Source organism: Roseobacter sp. EG26, assembly GCF_049830555.1.
GTDB lineage: Bacteria > Pseudomonadota > Alphaproteobacteria > Rhodobacterales > Rhodobacteraceae > Roseobacter.
In genome coordinates this window covers 418,089-436,951 of the sequence record NZ_JBNBLH010000003.1, presented here as the reverse complement: position 1 = coordinate 436,951, position 18,863 = coordinate 418,089, and the positions used below count along the sequence as shown (strand labels likewise).

At 53.2% G+C, this 18,863-nt stretch carries 25 protein-coding genes; 5 read left to right on the top strand and 20 right to left on the bottom strand.

Annotated elements, in window-relative coordinates:
- Positions 1–627 precede the first annotated feature (627 nt).
- From ACOTTU_RS10035 to ACOTTU_RS09995, 9 genes are read right to left on the bottom strand one after another with little or no spacing between them, the layout of a single operon-like run.
- Complete coding sequence (locus tag ACOTTU_RS10035; protein WP_298916531.1) at positions 628–1,149, bottom strand: flagellar basal body-associated FliL family protein; 522 nt, start codon at positions 1,147–1,149, stop codon at positions 628–630.
- Positions 1,150–1,161: 12 nt separating this feature from the next.
- On the bottom strand, positions 1,162–1,872 hold the full coding sequence (flgH, locus tag ACOTTU_RS10030; RefSeq protein WP_425657744.1) for a flagellar basal body L-ring protein FlgH: 711 nt from the start codon (positions 1,870–1,872) through the stop codon (positions 1,162–1,164).
- A 30-nt stretch (positions 1,873–1,902) separates the two neighbouring features.
- A complete protein-coding gene (gene flgA, locus ACOTTU_RS10025) occupies positions 1,903–2,325 on the bottom strand; it encodes a flagellar basal body P-ring formation chaperone FlgA (protein ID WP_425657743.1) in 423 nt (140 codons plus the stop codon).
- Positions 2,322–3,107: a flagellar basal-body rod protein FlgG gene (flgG, locus tag ACOTTU_RS10020; RefSeq protein ID WP_298916522.1), complete on the bottom strand. Its 786-nt coding sequence runs from the start codon at positions 3,105–3,107 to the stop codon at positions 2,322–2,324. The genes flgA and flgG overlap by 4 nt, the downstream gene beginning before the upstream one ends.
- Before the next feature lie 22 nt (positions 3,108–3,129).
- Complete coding sequence (locus ACOTTU_RS10015) at positions 3,130–3,843, bottom strand: flagellar hook-basal body complex protein (protein WP_298916519.1); 714 nt, start codon at positions 3,841–3,843, stop codon at positions 3,130–3,132.
- Between the two features lies 1 nt (position 3,844).
- The gene (locus ACOTTU_RS10010; RefSeq protein ID WP_298916516.1) at positions 3,845–4,114 is read right to left on the bottom strand and encodes a flagellar biosynthetic protein FliQ; all 270 of its coding nucleotides are present in this window, start codon (positions 4,112–4,114) and stop codon (positions 3,845–3,847) included.
- Between the two features lies 1 nt (position 4,115).
- The gene (fliE, locus tag ACOTTU_RS10005; RefSeq protein ID WP_298916514.1) at positions 4,116–4,445 is read right to left on the bottom strand and encodes a flagellar hook-basal body complex protein FliE; all 330 of its coding nucleotides are present in this window, start codon (positions 4,443–4,445) and stop codon (positions 4,116–4,118) included.
- Positions 4,446–4,494: 49 nt separating this feature from the next.
- Positions 4,495–4,887: a flagellar basal body rod protein FlgC gene (flgC, locus tag ACOTTU_RS10000; protein WP_298916512.1), complete on the bottom strand. Its 393-nt coding sequence runs from the start codon at positions 4,885–4,887 to the stop codon at positions 4,495–4,497.
- Between the two features lie 14 nt (positions 4,888–4,901).
- Complete coding sequence (locus ACOTTU_RS09995; protein ID WP_298916510.1) at positions 4,902–5,327, bottom strand: FlgB family protein; 426 nt, start codon at positions 5,325–5,327, stop codon at positions 4,902–4,904.
- Positions 5,328–5,381: 54 nt separating this feature from the next.
- Between ACOTTU_RS09995 and ACOTTU_RS09990 the strand changes: the two genes are divergently transcribed.
- Positions 5,382–6,758 carry a FliI/YscN family ATPase gene (locus ACOTTU_RS09990; protein ID WP_425657767.1) on the top strand — a complete coding sequence of 459 codons (1,377 nt, stop codon included), beginning with the start codon at positions 5,382–5,384 and terminating at the stop codon, positions 6,756–6,758.
- Positions 6,759–6,766: 8 nt separating this feature from the next.
- Here ACOTTU_RS09990 and ACOTTU_RS09985 read toward each other — a convergent pair whose 3' ends face one another.
- From ACOTTU_RS09985 to ACOTTU_RS09970, 4 genes are all read right to left on the bottom strand, one after another.
- Positions 6,767–7,555 carry a DUF1217 domain-containing protein gene (locus tag ACOTTU_RS09985; protein WP_298916508.1) on the bottom strand — a complete coding sequence of 263 codons (789 nt, stop codon included), beginning with the start codon at positions 7,553–7,555 and terminating at the stop codon, positions 6,767–6,769.
- Positions 7,555–7,959, bottom strand: coding sequence for a flagellar biosynthesis repressor FlbT (flbT, locus tag ACOTTU_RS09980; RefSeq protein ID WP_219499313.1), 405 nt, complete (start codon positions 7,957–7,959; stop codon positions 7,555–7,557). The genes ACOTTU_RS09985 and flbT overlap by 1 nt, the downstream gene beginning before the upstream one ends.
- Entirely contained in the window at positions 7,956–8,327 is a 372-nt protein-coding gene (flaF, locus tag ACOTTU_RS09975; protein ID WP_298916503.1) for a flagellar biosynthesis regulator FlaF, read from the bottom strand. Before flaF ends, flbT begins: the two co-directional genes overlap by 4 nt.
- A gap of 72 nt (positions 8,328–8,399) precedes the next feature.
- A complete protein-coding gene (locus ACOTTU_RS09970) occupies positions 8,400–9,599 on the bottom strand; it encodes a flagellin (protein WP_425657765.1) in 1,200 nt (399 codons plus the stop codon).
- Here ACOTTU_RS09970 and ACOTTU_RS09965 point away from each other — a divergent pair.
- Positions 9,499–9,759: a hypothetical protein gene (locus ACOTTU_RS09965; RefSeq protein WP_425657769.1), complete on the top strand. Its 261-nt coding sequence runs from the start codon at positions 9,499–9,501 to the stop codon at positions 9,757–9,759. The two genes, ACOTTU_RS09970 and ACOTTU_RS09965, sit on opposite strands and share 101 nt — an antisense overlap.
- Before the next feature lie 106 nt (positions 9,760–9,865).
- Here ACOTTU_RS09965 and ACOTTU_RS09960 read toward each other — a convergent pair whose 3' ends face one another.
- Entirely contained in the window at positions 9,866–10,225 is a 360-nt protein-coding gene (locus tag ACOTTU_RS09960; protein WP_425657742.1) for a flagellar biosynthesis protein FlgN, read from the bottom strand.
- Complete coding sequence (locus ACOTTU_RS09955; protein ID WP_425657741.1) at positions 10,215–10,517, bottom strand: rod-binding protein; 303 nt, start codon at positions 10,515–10,517, stop codon at positions 10,215–10,217. Before ACOTTU_RS09955 ends, ACOTTU_RS09960 begins: the two co-directional genes overlap by 11 nt.
- 71 nt (positions 10,518–10,588) lie before the next feature.
- Between ACOTTU_RS09955 and ACOTTU_RS09950 the strand changes: the two genes are divergently transcribed.
- Together ACOTTU_RS09950 and ACOTTU_RS09945 are read left to right on the top strand one after the other, a co-directional pair.
- Complete coding sequence (locus tag ACOTTU_RS09950) at positions 10,589–11,977, top strand: flagellar hook-length control protein FliK (RefSeq protein ID WP_425657740.1); 1,389 nt, start codon at positions 10,589–10,591, stop codon at positions 11,975–11,977.
- Between the two features lie 10 nt (positions 11,978–11,987).
- The gene (locus ACOTTU_RS09945) at positions 11,988–12,650 is read left to right on the top strand and encodes a flagellar hook capping FlgD N-terminal domain-containing protein (protein WP_425657739.1); all 663 of its coding nucleotides are present in this window, start codon (positions 11,988–11,990) and stop codon (positions 12,648–12,650) included.
- A gap of 17 nt (positions 12,651–12,667) precedes the next feature.
- On the opposite strand, the gene ACOTTU_RS09940 is transcribed toward ACOTTU_RS09945, so the two are convergent.
- The 5 genes from ACOTTU_RS09940 to ACOTTU_RS09920 all read right to left on the bottom strand — a co-directional run bounded on the left by ACOTTU_RS09940 (position 12,668) and on the right by ACOTTU_RS09920 (position 18,000).
- Positions 12,668–13,993 carry an FAD-dependent oxidoreductase gene (locus ACOTTU_RS09940; RefSeq protein WP_425657738.1) on the bottom strand — a complete coding sequence of 442 codons (1,326 nt, stop codon included), beginning with the start codon at positions 13,991–13,993 and terminating at the stop codon, positions 12,668–12,670.
- On the bottom strand, positions 13,990–14,808 hold the full coding sequence (locus ACOTTU_RS09935; protein WP_425657737.1) for an ABC transporter permease: 819 nt from the start codon (positions 14,806–14,808) through the stop codon (positions 13,990–13,992). Before ACOTTU_RS09935 ends, ACOTTU_RS09940 begins: the two co-directional genes overlap by 4 nt.
- Positions 14,805–15,680: an ABC transporter permease subunit gene (locus tag ACOTTU_RS09930; protein WP_425657736.1), complete on the bottom strand. Its 876-nt coding sequence runs from the start codon at positions 15,678–15,680 to the stop codon at positions 14,805–14,807. Before ACOTTU_RS09930 ends, ACOTTU_RS09935 begins: the two co-directional genes overlap by 4 nt.
- A 28-nt stretch (positions 15,681–15,708) precedes the next feature.
- The gene (locus ACOTTU_RS09925) at positions 15,709–16,836 is read right to left on the bottom strand and encodes an ABC transporter ATP-binding protein (protein ID WP_425657735.1); all 1,128 of its coding nucleotides are present in this window, start codon (positions 16,834–16,836) and stop codon (positions 15,709–15,711) included.
- A gap of 81 nt (positions 16,837–16,917) precedes the next feature.
- Positions 16,918–18,000, bottom strand: coding sequence for a polyamine ABC transporter substrate-binding protein (locus tag ACOTTU_RS09920; RefSeq protein ID WP_298916473.1), 1,083 nt, complete (start codon positions 17,998–18,000; stop codon positions 16,918–16,920).
- A gap of 153 nt (positions 18,001–18,153) precedes the next feature.
- Between ACOTTU_RS09920 and ACOTTU_RS09915 the strand changes: the two genes are divergently transcribed.
- Positions 18,154–18,858, top strand: coding sequence for a GntR family transcriptional regulator (locus tag ACOTTU_RS09915; protein WP_425657734.1), 705 nt, complete (start codon positions 18,154–18,156; stop codon positions 18,856–18,858).
- Positions 18,859–18,863 lie beyond the last annotated feature (5 nt).

Sequence of the window (18,863 nt, the reverse complement as noted above, 5' to 3'; positions counted from 1 at the left end):
ACTCATTGGCTATGGACATACAACAACGAAAGACCAAACATGGGGATCGGCGGGATAACCCCGATACAAAAACTGAAGGCAGCTTAGATTCTACTGACGCGCCCCTCTAAAAATGGGGAGATTACCAAATAATTATATCGAAAGCGTGGGTCCTCTCCTGGCACCGCTCAACAATATAACATATTGTTTTTAAGATAAATTTGATCCTGGCAGAAATTTATTCCCCGTTTGGTCGCGCCGCTCGCCTGAGTTGGGCTAAACATGGCTGCGCACTTCACGTCACTTTTATCACGTGCGCATGCCAGGCAATTGCTTTGCAAAACATCATTCCAGTCTTGCCTATCCGGAGCTTGCCTCACATACGGGTGTGGCTTTGCAACCCGTTTTGTATTTTTCGTTTTGGCATTTGATAAAACCGGACAAAAGTGCTTGGCGTTTGATACTTTCATTTCGCTAAACTTGGAGCGCCAAATGCAAAGGGTGGTATCACCAGCGCCATGCTTACGGCACATTTCCATCATACCAAACCTTGCCAGGTCCTCGTTTGAAAGGCCGAATAACTCAGGAGGAGAAGGCGACCTGCAAATAGAATACTTCAACACGGTGGCGGCTACCGAATTCTCTCCACTAGTAATCTTGGCGCGCAATTTCGAAAATTAGCACATCATGGCCGATTTCCGGTCCCAACACATTCTGAACGACTTTACGCAGATTGCGTCTTACTACATCGAGATTATCAGTATTTGCAAATTCACCATTGAAGCCCCCGACGGTCGCATGATCAAACAGGACGCGCAAAATTTCATCTCTGAGCTTGGGCTCTTTTTCCAGGACCTCTTCCGCGTATCCCTGTGTCACTTCTAGACTAAGAGTCATGACAACCAATGCAGATACGCGCTCTTTATCGACCAAAGGAATCACAAACTGGTTCGGTAATCGAACATACTCCATGCCATCTGTAGCAAGTTCATCGGAAGCCGCCTGCTCGTGTTCATCAGCGCTTTTTTCTACGGATTTCTCATGTTCCGCCCCTTCTTCTTTCTCGACAGCGACATCCACTGGTTCCGGAGGTGGTCGCAGAAAGATACCCGCGCCCACGCCGGCCCCCGACCCAACCAGAAGCATCACAATTGGCAGTAGTTTTTTCATTGAGGGTTACTCCTAGAATGGCAAGACGCCGTCGAGAACCTGTTGGCCCAACCGCGGCTGTTGAACGTCAGAGATTTGGCCACGACCACCATATGAGACGCGCGCAGTCGCAATCTTATCGTATGTTATTTCGTTCTGTCTGGAGATATCTTCTGGTCTGACATAACCAGTGACCAGCAACTCCCGCATCTCAAAATTCACCCGAAGTTCCTGACTGCCTGCAATGGACAAAACCCCATTTGGTAGTACGTCGACAATTGTGGCTGCAATTCGCAGGGTGAGTTTCTCATTTCTCTTGACCGAACCATCGCCCGACGAACTACTGCTTGAATTGATGGACACAGCCTCTGAGGTCGATGCTCCCTCTGGCAGTCTTTCATCAATCCGTTGAGGCAAGCCAAAGAGACCTGGAATACCAAGGCTTTCTGAGCCCGAACGAGAACGGTCTGTCGCGTTCGAAATTTCCGCCTCTTCATCAATTTCAATCACAACCGTCAGGATGTCGCCTTGCTGAACAGCGCGACGGTCACCCAAAAGCGATTGTCGCGCCCCTGACCACAGTGATGCTCGTTCTGTTGGGCCCTTTGCGTCTGCACGCAACGGTAAGCCAGGCGACATCATTGCATTGTGCTCGGTGGTTTCTGCTGCGGATGTAAACGATGGCGCTTTGCCCAAATGATCCATGCGGCCACAAGCTGCGACGAGCACAAAACCAAACATCATTGCGTAACAGGGAACTTTCATATGAAACCTCTAATTCTGAACTTGTACGGAGCCGTCGGGTTGAATTTGGCCGAAGAGCGTTGCGCGCGATGTCAGGTTCATGATCCTGACTCGGTCTCCAACGCCGCCGCGTTCCAGTGAACGACCCTCGGTAGTGATGATCAGACCCGCAGTCTGAAACCGCAGCGAGACGATTTGATTGCGCGTCACTAAGGCCGGCGGTCCGATACTATCGACATGGATAGGTCTGCCCGCGTAAAGCGTCGTTTTCGCCTCTTGGCCAATCACATCGATAACGCGATCAAAGCCGTTTGCCACATGACCAGGTTTGGTGCCAACGTCCACCTCTGTGATGATGGAATTGGCGCGTATGGTGCGGGTCGGCACAACGATCTCTGCAAAAACAGCAGATGAAGAGATCATCCAGACTATGAACGCGAAATACCGGGTCATCGGATTTGCGTCGTTGCGCCCATCATCTGATCAGCCGCTGAAATAACCTTTGCATTCATCTCGTATCCCCGCTGGGCCTCGATCAGTTCCGTGATTTCACGGACAGCGTCGACAGAGCTGTCCTCAAGATATCCCTGACGAACCGTTCCCAACCCATCCTGCCCGGGCGTCGATACGAGGGGCGGGCCGGATGCCTCGGTTTCACCAAAAAGATTGCTCCCCAGGGCCTCCAGACCCTTGGCGTTTGTAAAACCCGTCATGTTGAACTGGCCAAGTGACTGGGCGTCAGGAGAATCTGTAAAATATGCGAAAACTTCGCCGGAGGCGTTGATCGAAATGCTGCGCGCGTCATCCGGAATAACGATTTGAGGCTCAACGGGGAAACCATCGGAAGTCACAATGAGCCCCTCACCATTTCGTTTCAAACCACCGTCGCGCGTGTATGCCGTCAGGCCCGACGGGAGCGTCACCTCAAGATATCCCTGACCCTCAATGGCAAGATCAAGGTCACCGCCTGTTGCACTCAAAGAACCTTGTTGGAGTTGCACCGAGACAGCAGCGGGTCTCACCCCCAACCCGAGCTGCACCCCGGTGGGCATCACCGTGCCATCCGTCGCGCTGATCGTGCCGGGGCGCGTCATTTGTTGGTAATGAAGATCCGCAAATTCAGCGCGACGGGCATTGTAACCGGTTGTGCTCATGTTTGAGAGGTTGTTGGAAATGGTTTCGACCCGCATTTGCTGGGCGCTCATTCCGGTTGCTGCAATTTTCAGGGCGCGCATTTGGCACCTCCTTTACTGGTACTTATTGAGACATCGACCTAAGGGCCTGGCGTACACGTTCGTCTTCAGCTTCAAGGAAGCTTGCGCCAAGTTCGTAGGCGCGCTGAACTTCAATCATCCGGGTAAGTTGGGTCACAGAATCCACATTTGAATTCTCGACGAACCTTTGAAGAACGCGGGCTTGCTCGGCGGGTTCGTATCCATCATCGGCACGGAACATCACACCATCTTCGCGCACCATCCCTTGTGGATTTGTTGGCAGAACCACGCCAATCTGACCAACAGGATTGCCTTCACTGGAGATTGTGCCATCAGCCGAAACCGCCACATCTGCCGCTCCGGGCGGCACAAAAACCGGGGCACCACCAGCATCCAACACACGATATCCATCGTAAGTTACAAGATCACCATTGGCATTTGGTGAAAACGCACCTGAGCGCGTCAAACGTTCACCGGAAGGGGTCTCCACCAGAAAAAATCCATCCCCCTCTATCGCAAAATCAAATGTTCCACCCGTCTGGGTCAAAGCACCTTGCTGAAAAGAGGTTTGACGCGTGTTGCCCTGACCCATCGAGAGACTGGACGCACCGTCAATGGATTTCACATATTCCGAAAAAACCAGACCTTCCTGCCGATATCCTGTGGTTGCCGCATTCGCGATATTGTTCGCGACAATGCGCATTTCCCGCAAGAGCCCGGACTGGCGCGTCAAAGTGGTGTAGCCGGCATTCTCCATTTTATCCTCCGATAATCAGCGGCACGATACGGTCGTGAAAAAAAGACACCAAAGTTTGCGTCATGAAGCCCATGGACATCCAGAAAACGATCACGATCGCAGCCAGCTTGGGCACGAATGTAAGTGTCATCTCCTGGATTGATGTAAGTGCCTGGACCAGGCCAATCGAAACCCCAGTTATCAGCGCGGCCGTCAAAATGGGAATCGAGATGATCACCGCAATCCAAAGACCCTGCCGAAGCGTGTCGAAGAATAGAACTTCATTAAGCATATCAGACCGGCATCCGCAGGATTTCCTGGTAGGCTTCGACAACCTTGTTCCGCACGCTAACGGCGGCTTCCACGGCAAGCTCCGTTTGAGCAAGGGCCTGCACCAAGGCATGCGGGTCTGCATCGCCGATCATTGACGCTTTTGCAGTTTCTTCGCTCTCTTTCAGTGTCTGGGCAAAATCAAGCGCGACTTTACCCATTGATTCCATCACGCTCGGGGTTTCATCGGGCGTTGGCTCGGTCGCGGGCCGTGCCTGCGCATAGCTTTCGATAGCAACCGACGGGCGCGCGTTGGTGAACTTCTGAATTGCTGAAACAGCTTTCATATCCATTCTGGATCTCCTTGTAGTCAAATGGCAGTTTCACTGCCGATTATGAAGTTTACTTCCTGAGTATATCCATCAACCCCGAAGACATTTTTCGTGTCTGTTCAAACACTTTCAGATTTGCCTCGTAACTCCGCTGCGCTTCGCGCGCGTCGCCTAGTTCGATCATCAGATCGACATTTGAACCATCAAAATAACCCGTTTCATCGGCCATTGGATGAGAAGGGTCATAGACTCGTTCCAACGTCGTTCGATCAAGACGAACGCGACCGGTCTCAACCGAAGAAACACCACTGTTCGCATTGAATGATGTCTCAAAAGAAACCAACTTGCGCCGATAGCCGGGTGTGTCAGCATTTGAGATGTTCTCAGCGAGATGGCGCAAACGTGTTGCCTGGGCTTTCAGCCCGCTGGAGGTTACGGTCAGCGCTTTTGCAAAATCGTTCATGATACGTTCTCCCCTTAAGATCGCCGCAATGCGGTGCGAAGGATACCAAGAGATGATTTGTAGATTGCCAATGCCCGGTCATGCTGCCGCTTTGCATCAAGAGATTTCAGCATTTCACCTTCCAACGAAACCGTGTTCCCATTGGGTGACGCGATTGCATCTTCGTCCACTACTGCTTGAGCAGCGTTGCCCGCACTGACCCCATTCAAGTGGAGCGCACGAGTCGCCAACTGACCGGGTGCATTCTTGCTCGACATGTTGTTTCGATATGAGTCGGCGAAAGGCGCGAGATCGCGCGCCTTATATTCAGGCGTATCCGAGTTCGCGACATTTTGCGCCGCAACCGCCTGCTTTTGTCCTGCATGCATCGCCATCGCATGCGAAATCCTGAAGACTTCCAAATTTTTAAACATCGGGGCTTCTCCCTCGTGCAGTTTCATCAAGGCTTAACTGTGATTCCTTTAGAAAGAGTGTGCGAACCAAAAAGGATTGCCATGAACAAGCCCCTGCCCTTCGACGGACTGACTGCTCAGATTACAGATCTCAATCCTGTAAGGGCTATTGGTCGCGTAACTCGCGTGGAGGGCGGCGTGATACACGTGTCCGGTCTCGCAGGAAAAGCCCGCATTGGCGATCTGGTCGTTGTTTATCGACGAGGAGAACCGCTTTCAGGTGAAGTGCTGCAACTGGACGATGATCTCCTTGTTTTATTACCCGATCAAAGTCCCGAAGGCGTTGCCTTGAATGATCGAGCTGCCCTTCTGGAGGCTCGAGGAATCGCCCCGTCGGACGCCTGGATCGGTCGGGTCATTGATCCATTCGGCAACCCGCTTGACGGGAAACCGCTGTTGCGGGGTGCTTTGGCCCGTGCGCTGCGCCGATCACCGCCGGATCCCGCCGGCCGCCGCGGTTTGGGCGAACGCCTCAATACCGGGATGGCTGGATTAAATACCATGTTGCCAGTGGTCAAAGGCCAGCGAATCGGCCTTTTCGCGGGGTCGGGTGTGGGCAAATCCAGTCTATTGGGTCACATGGCCCAAAACATGACTGCAGATGTCGTAGTGATTGCCATGATCGGTGAGCGCGGCAGGGAATTGCGGCAATTCATCGAGCAGGTGCTAGGTCCCGATGGTTTGGCGAGGGCGATTGTTGTTTGTGCCACATCCGATCAATCACCATTGATACGACGTCGGTGCGCTTGGGCTGCTATGTCCGTTGCAGAGCACTTTCGCGATCAGGGTCATTCTGTCTTGTTTTTGGCTGATTCCATTACACGATTTGCCGAAGCCCACCGCGAAGTCGCAGTGGCTGCAGGCGAGGCGCCGGTCCTTCGCGGATATCCGCCCTCAACGGCTCATCTGATTATGTCATTGTGTGAGCGGGCTGGTCCGGGCCAATCAACACAAGGTGACATAACCGGCGTGTTCAGCGTTTTGGTTGCGGGTTCCGACATGGATGAGCCCATCGCCGATATCTTACGCGGTGTTTTGGACGGGCATGTCATTTTGGACAGAACAATAGCAGAACGCGGGAGATATCCAGCGATCGATGTATTGCGCTCTGTTTCACGCAGTTTGCCTGAAGCGGCAACCGAAGCGGAGAATACCCTAATTTTGAATGCCAGACATCTTTTGTCGGTCTACGATCAAAATGCGATGATGATACGCGCGGGCCTATATTCGACAGGCAGCGATCCTGAAATTGATGCGGCCATACAAATCTGGGCAGAGCTGGATGGGTTTTTAGCTAAAGTAGAGAGGCAAAGCGTTGCGAATAGCTTCACACAACTGGACCTCATCCTAAGACGGGTCCGCAGCGCTGCGAGCGGCGGCCATATTGGCAAAAACCCCCGACCGCCGTCAGCCGCATAAGGGAAAGATCAAGCTTGCAAAAGAGTCAGAGCAATTGACGCGGAAGAAGTGGATGAATTGAAGGCAGCCAATTGAGATCTCACAATGAACTTTGTGATCACATCATCAATTGCGTCTGGATCAGCAAACTGTTCCAAATCCGCGCTGCCGAAAACTGATGTCGCGCGCTGCTTGAATACAGTCAGCTGCTGGTCGATATCTACCTGCCCGAAAGATTCGGGTAAATTCAACGCTTTCTCAAATAATGAACGCAATGGCGGTTGCCCCATTATCAGGAACCACTTGGTGTCGTTGGACACATCAGATTCGGCTAGCTCCGCCAGTTCTCTTTGGGCAAAAAGAGCGATGCGCATATTGTCATCTTGCTCGCCGGTTGCCACTTCAAAACTATTAGCCCGGAACTTTTCAATTATCTCCGCCGCAAACCCGTCGAGCTTCAGTCTAGATTCCTCACCGGGGCCCAGTCCGAACGCTTTAGAGAAGTCAGCGTAACGCTGGTCTGAAAACCTGTTTGCAAGGGAATCTTCGTTGGTCGTTCCTTCATCCAGAATCTTTTGGATGAAGTACTTGTTGTTGATGTCATCTTGCAGCCCGAACGCGCCCAGCGCCACTTCTAATACTTGTCGATCGGCAACCAACTCCTCAGCGGTCTTGATCTCACCAATTTTCTCAGCGAAGTTATCCGTGATCCGATTTAACTGTGTTGATTGGCTAAACGCCTCGAACTGCACGTCATAGGTACGCTGCAGAAACCGCCAGCCCGAAAGGCCAGTTGTTGGAATGACGGGTGTAAACATCAGTGTGGCCTGGCCGCCAGCAACCTGTCCTCTCGCGGAAGCAAGGCTCTTAGCGCCTTCAAGGCGCGATAGTGCTGCTTTTCGACCAGTCCTCGCGTCGCTTCGGCAAGAACATTCCGGCTATCGGAGTCGGTGAAGACTTGGCTCAATTCTTCGATCTGCCGCAAGAGCGGCAAATGCGCTTCATCTGGGCTCTTGTCACCTGAAAGCACCAGCTGCATCGCAAAACAAGCACGACGTACCGGAGTTTTGGCATCTTCAGGGTGGATCGCATCACGCAGACGAAGGATATTGGCGTCGGGCGTCATGATTGCGAGCCTGCTACGTCGATCCCCGTTTTCTATGACAACGCCATTGATCAGAACGCGTTCTTTGGGGCTAAGCTTTAGGACGAGGCCACTCATGCGCTACCCCCCTTCGGTTTCAAACCACCTAAAATTATCGCATTTATTTCCAGTAGCGGCACGGCTGTATCCTCTTTGCGCAGAACTTTCTGCGTATGAATGCGTGTGAAGTCAGCGAGATAGACGATGCGTGCACGCAACTCGTCAGGTAGAAGATTGTTCTCATCGATTACATCAATCGCAAGTGCTGTCCAAAGCTTGTTGTTCTCGTAGAGTGCTTCGGCCAGTTTGGGAAAATCATCAGATTCAATGGCCTTCTTCATTCTATGGGAAATTCTTGCGATGACTTCGTATTCGGCGCTGCGCGCTGTTCTTATTGGTGCTGCTGCTGGCGCATATGCACGGTGTGCCTGGGCTGAAGCGTTCACGAAACCACCTTCACAAAAATTCAATTCTTGACGGTCTCAAGGGCGCGAAATATCGCGCCCTTGAAAAGTCGCTTAACGGAAGAGCGACAAGATTGTCTGCGGTGCCTGGTTGGCAATCGACAGAGCCTGAACACCCAGCTGCTGCTGTGTCTGCAGAGCCTGAAGCTTGGCCGAAGCCGCTTCCATGTCAGCGTCGACCAGAGCACCAATGCCCGAGGTCAGACGATCAGTCAGTTTTCCAACGAAATCTGCTTGAGTTTCGATGCGCTTACCGCTGGAGCCGAGAACCGCAGCCGAGTCAATCGACGTCTGGATCAAGCCTTCGATAGCACCCAATGCCGCTGCCGCGCCATCTTCGGAGGTCACATCAAAAGAGTTGAGCAGAGACAGCTTGCCACCGATTGACGTGTTGCCGTCGTCTGTGGCTCCGGTCAATTTCTGCATGTCGGCCGCTACAATCGCGTTCGCAGCACCGCCCGCCGCTTTGTCATTTGACGCATTGATCTGACCAGCAGTTGTTGCATCGGCTGAGAAAGTGATTTCTTTCCCCAGTGTATCAGCCGCGAAGTTCAATGCAGTGATAAGCCTGTCCTGAATATCCGCGACCGTATCGCCGTCATTCACGCTAACAACGATTGAGTCGGCCAGAGCGGTCCCCTCGAGCGAGTCAATTGAGAACATCACGCCGGCAGTGGCATCAGCGGCCAGAACTGTATAAGCAGCGGCTGGCGCGGCTCCAACAGCAACTGTGTTCGCTGTCATTGCGTTAGCGGCCGTACCAGTACCAGCTGCACTGAAGACGCCTGCTGTCGTTGAAAGATCCTGCTTGACAACGTCAATGTTCGAGGACGTCACACCCGTAGCCGAGCGATCCAGCGACGAAAGAATGCTTGAAGTGCCACTTTCGGCGTCATAGCCAGCGTTTGACAGAAGGTTGAGACCATTGAACTGCGCCGCTCCGGCGATGGACGAGATTTGATTGGTCAGAGCTTCGATATCTGTCTGAATCTTGGCACGGTCAACGTTATCTTCTTGCGAGTTAACAACCTTACCTTTGATCTCGGTCAAAAGATCAGTGATGCTCTCCGCGGCATTGAGAGCCACTCCCACTGTCGATTGTCCCAACGCCAGAGAGTCGGAGATCGCTTCAAAACCAGAAACGTCAGAAGACATGACTTTGGAAATCGCCCAAACAGCAGCATTGTCCTTGGCGCTTTCAACAGTTTTACCTGTAGAAATTTCGCTTTGGACCTTGCCCAGGTTCATGTTGATGGACTTGAGGGTTTGCAGCGCAACCATTGCGCTGTTGTTTGTAAGAATGCTCGACATGAAGCATGTTCCTTTGATCAATCACGCTTTGCGTGGATTAAGCCCCAACGAAAACCGCTGGAGCGAAACTGTCTTTCTGACCAATGCAATCGCCGTTGTATGACGATGCGCCACCCGACCTCGGATGCACAGCCTACATGCCAAGGGAAAGGCTAACGAGTGCTTAAATCGAGTACTTCCAGTTGTTCTGTTTTTATACAAATGCGAAGTCAGGCTCTCTTTTCCAAAACCCCATCGGACGACATATCGATGGTTTTGCGCGCGCCATGTTCGTCGTATGTATCAAGGGAACTACGTACGCGACGCAATGCGGCCAGCCGGCGTGAGACAGAGCGAATACCTTCAAGTGCGTGATCGAGGAGCGCCTGGTTGCGTTTGATTTTGGAATTCAGCTCTTGCAGTGACTCTGCGGAGCCTTCTTCAAGTTGCGCCAACTCTTCGATGAGCGCCTCTTTTCTTTCCAGCAATCGACCAACTTCATCGATGTTACCGTTCAGCAAGGCAGAACGCTCAGCGTCCAAGACATCGTCCAATGCCTCAATAACTTCGTCGAAAACTTCATGCTTCATCCTGTTTCTCCTTCAGGGCTTGAAATAGTGATTCGGTTAGGCCGATTCCACCGGCCTTCACCATTTGCATGGCTTGTTCCTGAACCAGAAAAGACCCGAACTGATCTTCTCCAGAGCCGCCACCGAAATGATCGCTGGTCTTGCCTAACCCCGCGGATTTCAACATTTCTGCGAGAAAACTCGCTTCGAGTTTCTCCGCAGCTTCACGCAATGCCTGATCTCGAGTCGACACAGGCATTGAAGAAGGTGCGATGGGCGTAACAGCAGCCATATGGGGTGTCTCCAATTGCATCTATTTTTTCAGAACATGCGCGAAATCGGTAAAGATGCAGTAACTATCATCAGTCATAAGGCGCCTGAAACGTGGAAGAACTCCCGGAGAGGCCTGTGCTAGAAATTCCTATGTTACAACCGACGCCGAAGGCGGATAGAGCTGAGACGTCGAATGCCGCAAAAGCGGCGACAACGCCCAAGAATAGTGACCAATCTGATTCCGATTTTGAGACGGCCTATGCGGATGAATCCGTTAGTGAAGCCAGTACGGCTTCCGAAGAGGTGAACGATCCGGATAAGAACGCTTCGAACGAAGCAAAGGCAAACAACGAAGAAACGGCGGAAACCGACGACGATTTGCCAAATCCCGGATTTGGTGACTTGGAAAAAATTGAGAATGACCTGGCCACTGCCGCGCAGCCTGCAGACAAGAGCTCATCTCAAACGCCGGAAAAGAAACCAGGAACGGACACGTTGGAAGCGGCTTTCGCGCAACAGGTGAAGGATGTGAAAACATCTGAGGGAACCGTTGCTGCACAAAGAGAATCTGGGTTGAGTGAGCAATCCTTAAACAAATCAGCTGACGCAAAACCCGTGGTGAACTCTGCAAACGCAGGTGCGGTGAATGCAGTAACTGGTGAAAAACAGGCTGCCAAAGGCCTCGACCAGCAAACCACCGTAAAACTTTCTGAAGCCGCTGCACCAAGCGCAGAAAGTGGCCAGACAAAAACCACCCTGGCCGCAGTATCGACAACACAGCAACCGCAGCAGTCAGCACCCGGCGTGAACCTACTAGCGAAGACCGAAAGCATCTCAAAACCGAAGTCTGAACCACGGATAAAGGGTGATGAAGAGCCGAGGGTCGCACCAACGGGTGAGCCATCGCAACCTAAACCCAACGCTAAAAATCCGCTCTCAAGTGTAAGCGCAACGCCAATTCCAGTCGCTCAATCAATGACCCAAATCTCCGCCCAGGCCGATTTGTCCGGGTTGGAACTGACGGCGCCTGCTGCTGATCTTGACTCTCCTGCGCTCTGGGACGCGCGCGGATCATCACCTGCCGCTTTGGCGCAAGCGCTCTCACGTCCCGAAACGCCGGCCATGATTGGTCGGCAAATGGCGGAGTTTCTGCAGCGGTTGCCCGACAGACCCGTTGAACTTTCTCTCAATCCCGAAGAGCTGGGTCGCGTGCGTTTGAGCATTTCAGTCGCCGAGGGAGGTATAACCGTGAGCGTTCTCGCGGAACGACCCGAAACTCTGGACCTGATGCGCCGCAACATCGATCAATTGGCCCGTGAATTCCAAAATCTTGGCTACGAAAATATCGGTTTCGCATTCAATGAAGGGCAAAGTGGCGAAAATTCGAAGGGTGACAGCACGGAATTTGGTTCGAACCACTCGAATAGCGCCGGCGAAGAAGAAATGAACGTTGCACCGACCACGTTGGTGGCAACTTCTGGCGTGGACATGCGACTTTAAGGAGCGGCAAATGGAAGTGACAAATTCTCCAGCGACACAATCAGCGGCGGCTGCGGCTTCATCGGCTCCAGCGGCTGCGATTCTCTCATCCGATTTTGAAACGTTCCTGCAGATGCTGACCGCGCAGGCGCGCTATCAGGATCCTTTGGAGCCAATTGATTCATCAGAATACGCCGCTCAGCTCGCGCAATTCTCGATGGTCGAACAGCAGGTTCTCTCAAATGATCTACTTGAGGCACTGGGCAATCAACTTGGCGCCAGCAATATCGCGCAAATGGCGGGATGGATCGGCATGGAAGCCAGAACAACCGCGCCTATTGCGTTTGACGGTGCACCCGTCACGATCATACCGCGTTCCGAAACCGGTGCCGACGAAGCATATTTGATTGCTTACAATGCAAATGGCGAAGAAGTACAACGTCGACAGATAACAACGGGTACAGCACCGGTTGAATGGACTGGAACCAAGGACGATGGGTCGGTTTTTGACTCAGGCATGTACAGTTTCGCGGTGGAAAGTCGCGCAGTAGGCAAAACAATTGGCACGACGGCAGCGGAGACTTACACCCGCATCACTGAGGCACGCAGGCAGGGGACTGAAACAGTCTTTGTTCTGCAGGGCGGCTCCACTGTGACCTCAAACGATATCGCAGCACTGCGCGATCCGGTCTAGTCCAACGGTCCTGTTAGCTATAGATCGGACACCATCAGGCCAGCGTAAACTGGTGGCATGATGACACGGCGGTACCGGCCAAAAGGAAATCTGGTAAGATGTCGGCGCATCGCGAGAGGGTAGTTTTCAGGGGTTTTCCCGAGGATCAACTCGGCTAAAAGCTTACCTGAAAACGTACTCATTGCCACGCCATTGCCATGATAGCACATACCAGCCCAAATGCCGGGCTGGTCTGGAAGCTCCCCAACGAATGGCAATCGGTTGCGCGCAAGAGAAACCATGCCAGACCAACTGTGATGTGAGGCAACACCGGCCCAAGCCGGAAACATCTTCTCGAAATCGCGTCGCACCTTACGGCGTGCACGTGCTTCTGCATAAGATCCTGATAGCAAGCCGCCCCGCATACCAAAAAGAAACCGACGGTCAGGCATCAATCGAAAATAGTGTAGCAGATTGCGCGTGTCGTAACTCATTTGTTCAGAATGCCAACCTTGTGCCGAGATCTCGTCAATCGTGAGCGGTCTGGTGACAAGGACAGTCGATTGCCCCGGCATATACCGTCCAGCCAACCAATCGGGCAGGTTTTCTGATGAATAACCGTTCGTAGCTACGATCACCTGCTCTGCGAGGACATCTCCGTTTACAGAAGCAAGCCGCCACTGAGATGCGGCTTTCGACAATGTACGGACGGGGCTGTTGTGGAATATCAACGCTCCGAAACGCTCGGCCGCGTTGCTCAAGCCTGTCAGATACTTGGCAGGGTTCAACGCAAAACCAATCGGATTGGTGACCGCACCGAAAAACGGACCCGCCAACCCGGCCTCACCAAGCGCCTCTTTTTCAATTACTTTTGGCGAAACGCCATAGTTTTCTTCAACGGTGGCAGCGTCAATCTTCAGCGACTCCATATGTTTTGGTTTATGCGCCAGCACAGTCTCACCGCTGGAATGACGATCAACGTTCCAGTTGAATTCATCTATTAAATCCGAGACCAACGCCACAGCAGCCTTTTCGGCGCTCCGGTAGGCCAAGCGCTCAGACCGGCCAAATTTTTTGTCGAGTGCCGCATCACCGATTTTGCCACCACCGAGACAGCAAAATCCGCCGTTGCGCCCGGACGCGCCCCATCCAGGAAAATTTGCCTCCAGAACGGCAACTTTCAAACCGTTGCGCGCGAGGTGCAAAGCGGCGGAAAGGCCGGTAAAACCAGCGCCGATAATCGCAACATCTACGCGGTGCTCACCAAGCAGCGCGCCTCGATCCGGAAAGGTACACGTCTGGTCCCACCAGCATGTCTCTCTCGGTCCTGCGCCATAAGTGTACTCGGGGAAAATGCGGTTCATGCCGCCCGGGCCGCTGCCTGTTCTTCCCGCTGCTGACGCAGACTATTTCGCTTTGATACCAGTGAGGCCGAAATTACCCCAACGGTGACAATGCCAATCATGATCGTCGACAGTGCATTGATCTCGGGCGACACACCCAGCCTCACAGCGGAGAATATCTTGATGGGCAACGTTGTCGCAGAGGGGCCTGCGGTAAATGAGGCGATCACCAGATCATCCAGACTGAGCGTAAAGGCAAGTAGCCAGCCCGAGATGACGGCGGGTGCTATGATCGGCAAAGTGACCAATCGGAAGGCGTCAAAGCTGGAACAGCCAAGGTCGAGTGCCGCCTCTTCCAACGAACGATCGAAGGTCATCAACCGAGAAGAAACAACGACCGAGACATAGCACATCGAGAACGTGGTATGCGCCAGTACAATCGTCAGCACGCCTCTGTCGAGGCCAATCCCGATGAAAAGCAACAACAAAGACAAACCCGTGATCACCTCCGGCATAACCAGCGGTGCATAAATCATACCTGAAAAAACCGTGCGCCCCAGAAAACGACCACCGCGCACCAACACATAGGCTGCCATTGTCCCCAGAACGGTCGCGAAGGTAGAAGAAAGGACTGCCACCTTGATCGTGACCCAGGCGGCATCCAGAAACGCCTCGTTTTGCAAAAGCTCTCCGTACCATTTGGTGGAGAACCCAGCCCAGACCGTCACCAGTTTGCTCTCATTGAACGAGTAGATGACGAGAATGACCATCGGCAGATAGAGAAAGGCGAAACCAAGTGTCAGCGAGGTGACATTGAACCAACTCAGCCTGTTCATGCCTCTTCCTCCGCCTGGCGTTGTTGGTTTCGCTGAAAAAGAATGATTGGAATGATCAGGATCAGCAGCAGGATCACGGCCACGGCGCTGGCGACCGGCCAGTCACGGTTGTTGAAGAACTCCTCCCAGAGGACCTTGCCGATCATCAACGTGCCGGAGCCGCCCAGCAAAGACGGGATCACAAATTCTCCAAGTGCGGGGATAAACACGAGAAAGCTGCCGGCAATGATGCCATTCTTTGACAGCGGGATGGTCACAAGCCAAAACGCCTGCAACCGCGAGCATCCCAAATCCTCGGCCGCTTCGATCAGAGAGCCATCCAATCGATCCAGTGCTGAAAAGATCGGCAGGATCATGAAGGGCACGTAGGTGTAGATGATCCCGATGTAGACAGCCGTATTGGTGTTGAGGATCGTCAATGGGTCAGAGATTATACCCGTCCAGAGAAGGAACTGGTTGAGAAACCCCTCTTGGCTCAGAATGCCCATCCAAGCATAGACCCGGATCAGGAAAGACGTCCAGAACGGCAAAATAACCAGCATCATCAGGGTTGGTCGCCATTCCTCCGGTGCCCGTGCCATGGCATAGGCAATCGGATAGCCGACCAGTAATGTCAGAAAGGTCGAGATCGCAGCGATGCGGAGCGAACTAGCGTAGGCGCGCCAGTAGAGATCGTCTGACGCCAGGAAAGCGAAGTTCTCAAAATCCAGTGCCGCAAAAAAAGGACCAAACCCGTCTTCCAGTGTCGGTGTATACGGCGGAATGGAGAGTGCAATGTCTGATAGCGAAATCTTGAAAACGATGATGAAGGGCACCAGGAACAAGGCGAGCAGCCAAGCATAGGGCACCGCGATCAAGGCAAATCTCTGCATTATCAGGCCCTCCTGTCGCGATACATGATCATTGTTCCAACAAGACTGCGGCAGTGGCGGTCCAGGAAATCCAAACCGGGTCTTCCCACGTGAACCCGCGTCGCGAAACACGCCGAGTATTCGCGGTTTGCGCCTTGATGATCTGCCCTCCCGGTAATTCGACGTGATAAGTTGACAGATTGCCCAAATACGCGATGTCCAGCACTTTGCCTTCGACGGCATTCACAGCATCAGCGGGTCGTTCGGCGCTGATGGTCACTTTTTCAGGACGTATCGCCAGATGACAGGTCTGCCCATCGGAAAGCGGCAGTTCCGACGCTGCCGTGAAAGGCTCCCTGTCCGCATCCCAAACGACATCAAACCGTCCTTCACCGGACGCCTTGGCGGTACCTTCAATAATGTTCACATCCCCAATGAAATCAGCGACATAAACAGAATTCGGGGCTTCATAAATACGTTCTGGAGTCGCGACCTGAATAACACGCCCCTCGTCCATGACCGCAACCCGGCTGGCCACAGTCATCGCTTCTTCCTGATCATGAGTGACGATAACAAAGGTTGTGCCCGTCTTTTCCTGGATGTCCATAAGCTCGAACTGCGTTGCCTGCCTGAGTTTGGCATCCAGCGCCCCGAGTGGTTCGTCGAGCAACAGCAGCTTCGGGGCCTTCGCCAGACTGCGCGCGAGGGCGACGCGCTGCCGCTGTCCACCGGATATCTGATGCGGTTTGCGACGGGCAAACTTCTCCAGCCGCGTGAGTTTGAGCATCTCTGCGACACGGTCATCAGTATCATGTTTCGGCATGTCCCCCCGGCGCAAACCGAATGCGATATTCTCATAAACACTCAAATGGGGGAAAAGCGCGTATGACTGGAACATCATGTTCACGGCCCGCTTGTTCGGCGGGACTGGCGCAATGTCCTGACCCGCCAATTCGATGGTCCCATCGGTCGGCGTTTCAAAACCGGCCAGCATCCGCATCATCGTTGTCTTGCCACACCCGGACGGGCCGAGAAGGGCAAAGAATTCCTGCTCGAAAATATCCAGCGTCAGGTCGTCGATCGCGGTGAATTCACCAAAGCGTTTGGTCACGCGGTTGAAACGGATAATCGGTTTTTGGGAAGGGTCGTCCCAGGGGGCAAAGACGGCTTGGGTCACGTCAGGTCCTTCTTTTACCCGGATGTCGGGCTGATGCAAAAAGGGCGGAGCACGATGGCTCCGCCCGTTCTGATGTTCCGATCAGGTACCGGATTTGATCTTGGTCCAGAGGCGGGTGACTGTCCGCTGCACCTTCGCAGGATATGGCGTCGTCGTGTAAAGATTGGCCAATGTCGCCTCATCGGGGTAAATCGCCGGATCGCCAATCACATCCTCCGCCAGCATCGGTTGCGACGCCTCATTGCCGTTCGCGTAATAAACATAGTTGGATGCATCCGCCATGTTCTGCGCGTCCATGATGAAGTTCAAGAAGACATGGGCGGCTTCGGGGTTGGGTGCGTCGACGGGGATGGCCATTTGGTCAAACCACATCAAAGCCCCCTCTGAGGGCGCATTATAGACGATTTCCACGCCATTATCGGCTTCTGCCGCACGATCACGCGCCTGCAGAATATCTCCGGACCACCCGAATGCCACGCAGATATCACCGTTGGCCAAGGCGTTGATGTATTCAGAGCTATGGAACTTCTGCACATAAGGACGAATTGCTGCCAATACGGGTTCGGCCTTGGCGATGACATCGGGATCGTGACTGTCGGGGTCTTCGCCGATGTATTTCAAAGCAGCGGGGATCATTTCGGACGGGGCATCAAGAAAATGCACGCCGCACTCCGACAGTTTTTCCATACTCGCAGGATCGAATAGCAGGTTCAGCGAGCCAATTGGTGCATCTGCACCCAGCAATTCCTGAACCTTGTTCACATTGGCACCGATCCCGGTAGTGCCCCACATGTAGTTGATCGAATAAGCGTTGTCCGGATCGTATTGTGCGGTCCGCGTTTCCACGGTCTCCCACATGTTACTGAGGTTCGGGAGCTTTGACGCATCTAGCTTCTGGAATGCGCCCGCAGCGATCTGGCGTTGCAGAAACGTGCCTGACGGCACAACCACGTCATAACCAGATCCCCCCGCCAGCATTTTGGTTTCCAAAACCTCGTTGCTGTCAAAAACATCGTAGATCAGGTCAATCCCGGTTTCGGATTCAAACTTCTCCAAAAGCGCTTCGTCAATGTAGTCGGACCAGTTGTAGACGCGCACTTCCTCAGCCAGTGCCGTTGTCGTGCAAAGCGCCAGTAGGGCGCTGCTCGTCATGAGCTTGTTCATATCATACTCCCGTTGATACCGACCGGGTTCATCCCGGTTCGGACGAATTTGATCAAGTTTTGCCTCATTCGGCAAGATGCTTTATGCTTTCATGCGAACTCAACCTGTGCAAGGCATGTGCCTTGTATCACTTTCGAAGACGAAAGACGGCCTATGCAATTGCTCAGAAATCAGGCATCACACGCCCCGTTACCTGGCGCCAAGCAACCTGCGCATCAGCATGTTTATGAGAAACTCCGCACACGCATCCTGTTCGGAGATCTTGCACCGGGACAGGCCGTCACGATCCAGGGGCTGGTCGAAGAACTCGGCGCTGGTATGACGCCAGTGCGCGAAGCTATTCGACGACTCACGACCGATGGCGCATTAAAAATGATGGGGAACCGTCGGGTCATTGTGCCGGAGTTGACCGGGAATTGCATTGAACAACTTGATTTCATGAGACAATCCCTTGAACCGGAGTTGGCCCGTTTGGCCACTCTTCGCGCTGATGACCTACTTTTGGCGGCCCTGAAAACGGAAGATGACGCGCTCAATTCGGCTATTTCTAAAGGTGATATTCCTGCTTATCTGACCCGGAACTACCGCTTTCATGCAACGCTCTATGCCAGCGCCAAAGCACCGATCCTGTATGAGACCGTTGATCGGCTATGGTTGCGATTTGGACCTTCCCTGCGTGTGGTCTGCGGGCGGTACGGAACACAGAACCTGCCCGACAAACACGCAGATCTTTTAGAGGCGCTGAGCAGGCGCAACGCAGAGGGTGTGGCGGCTGCCATGGCCGAAGATGTGCATCAAGGCATGCGCCAGATTCGTGCTGCACTCGATTCAGATGGCGACATCAATCGATTCGATTGACACCA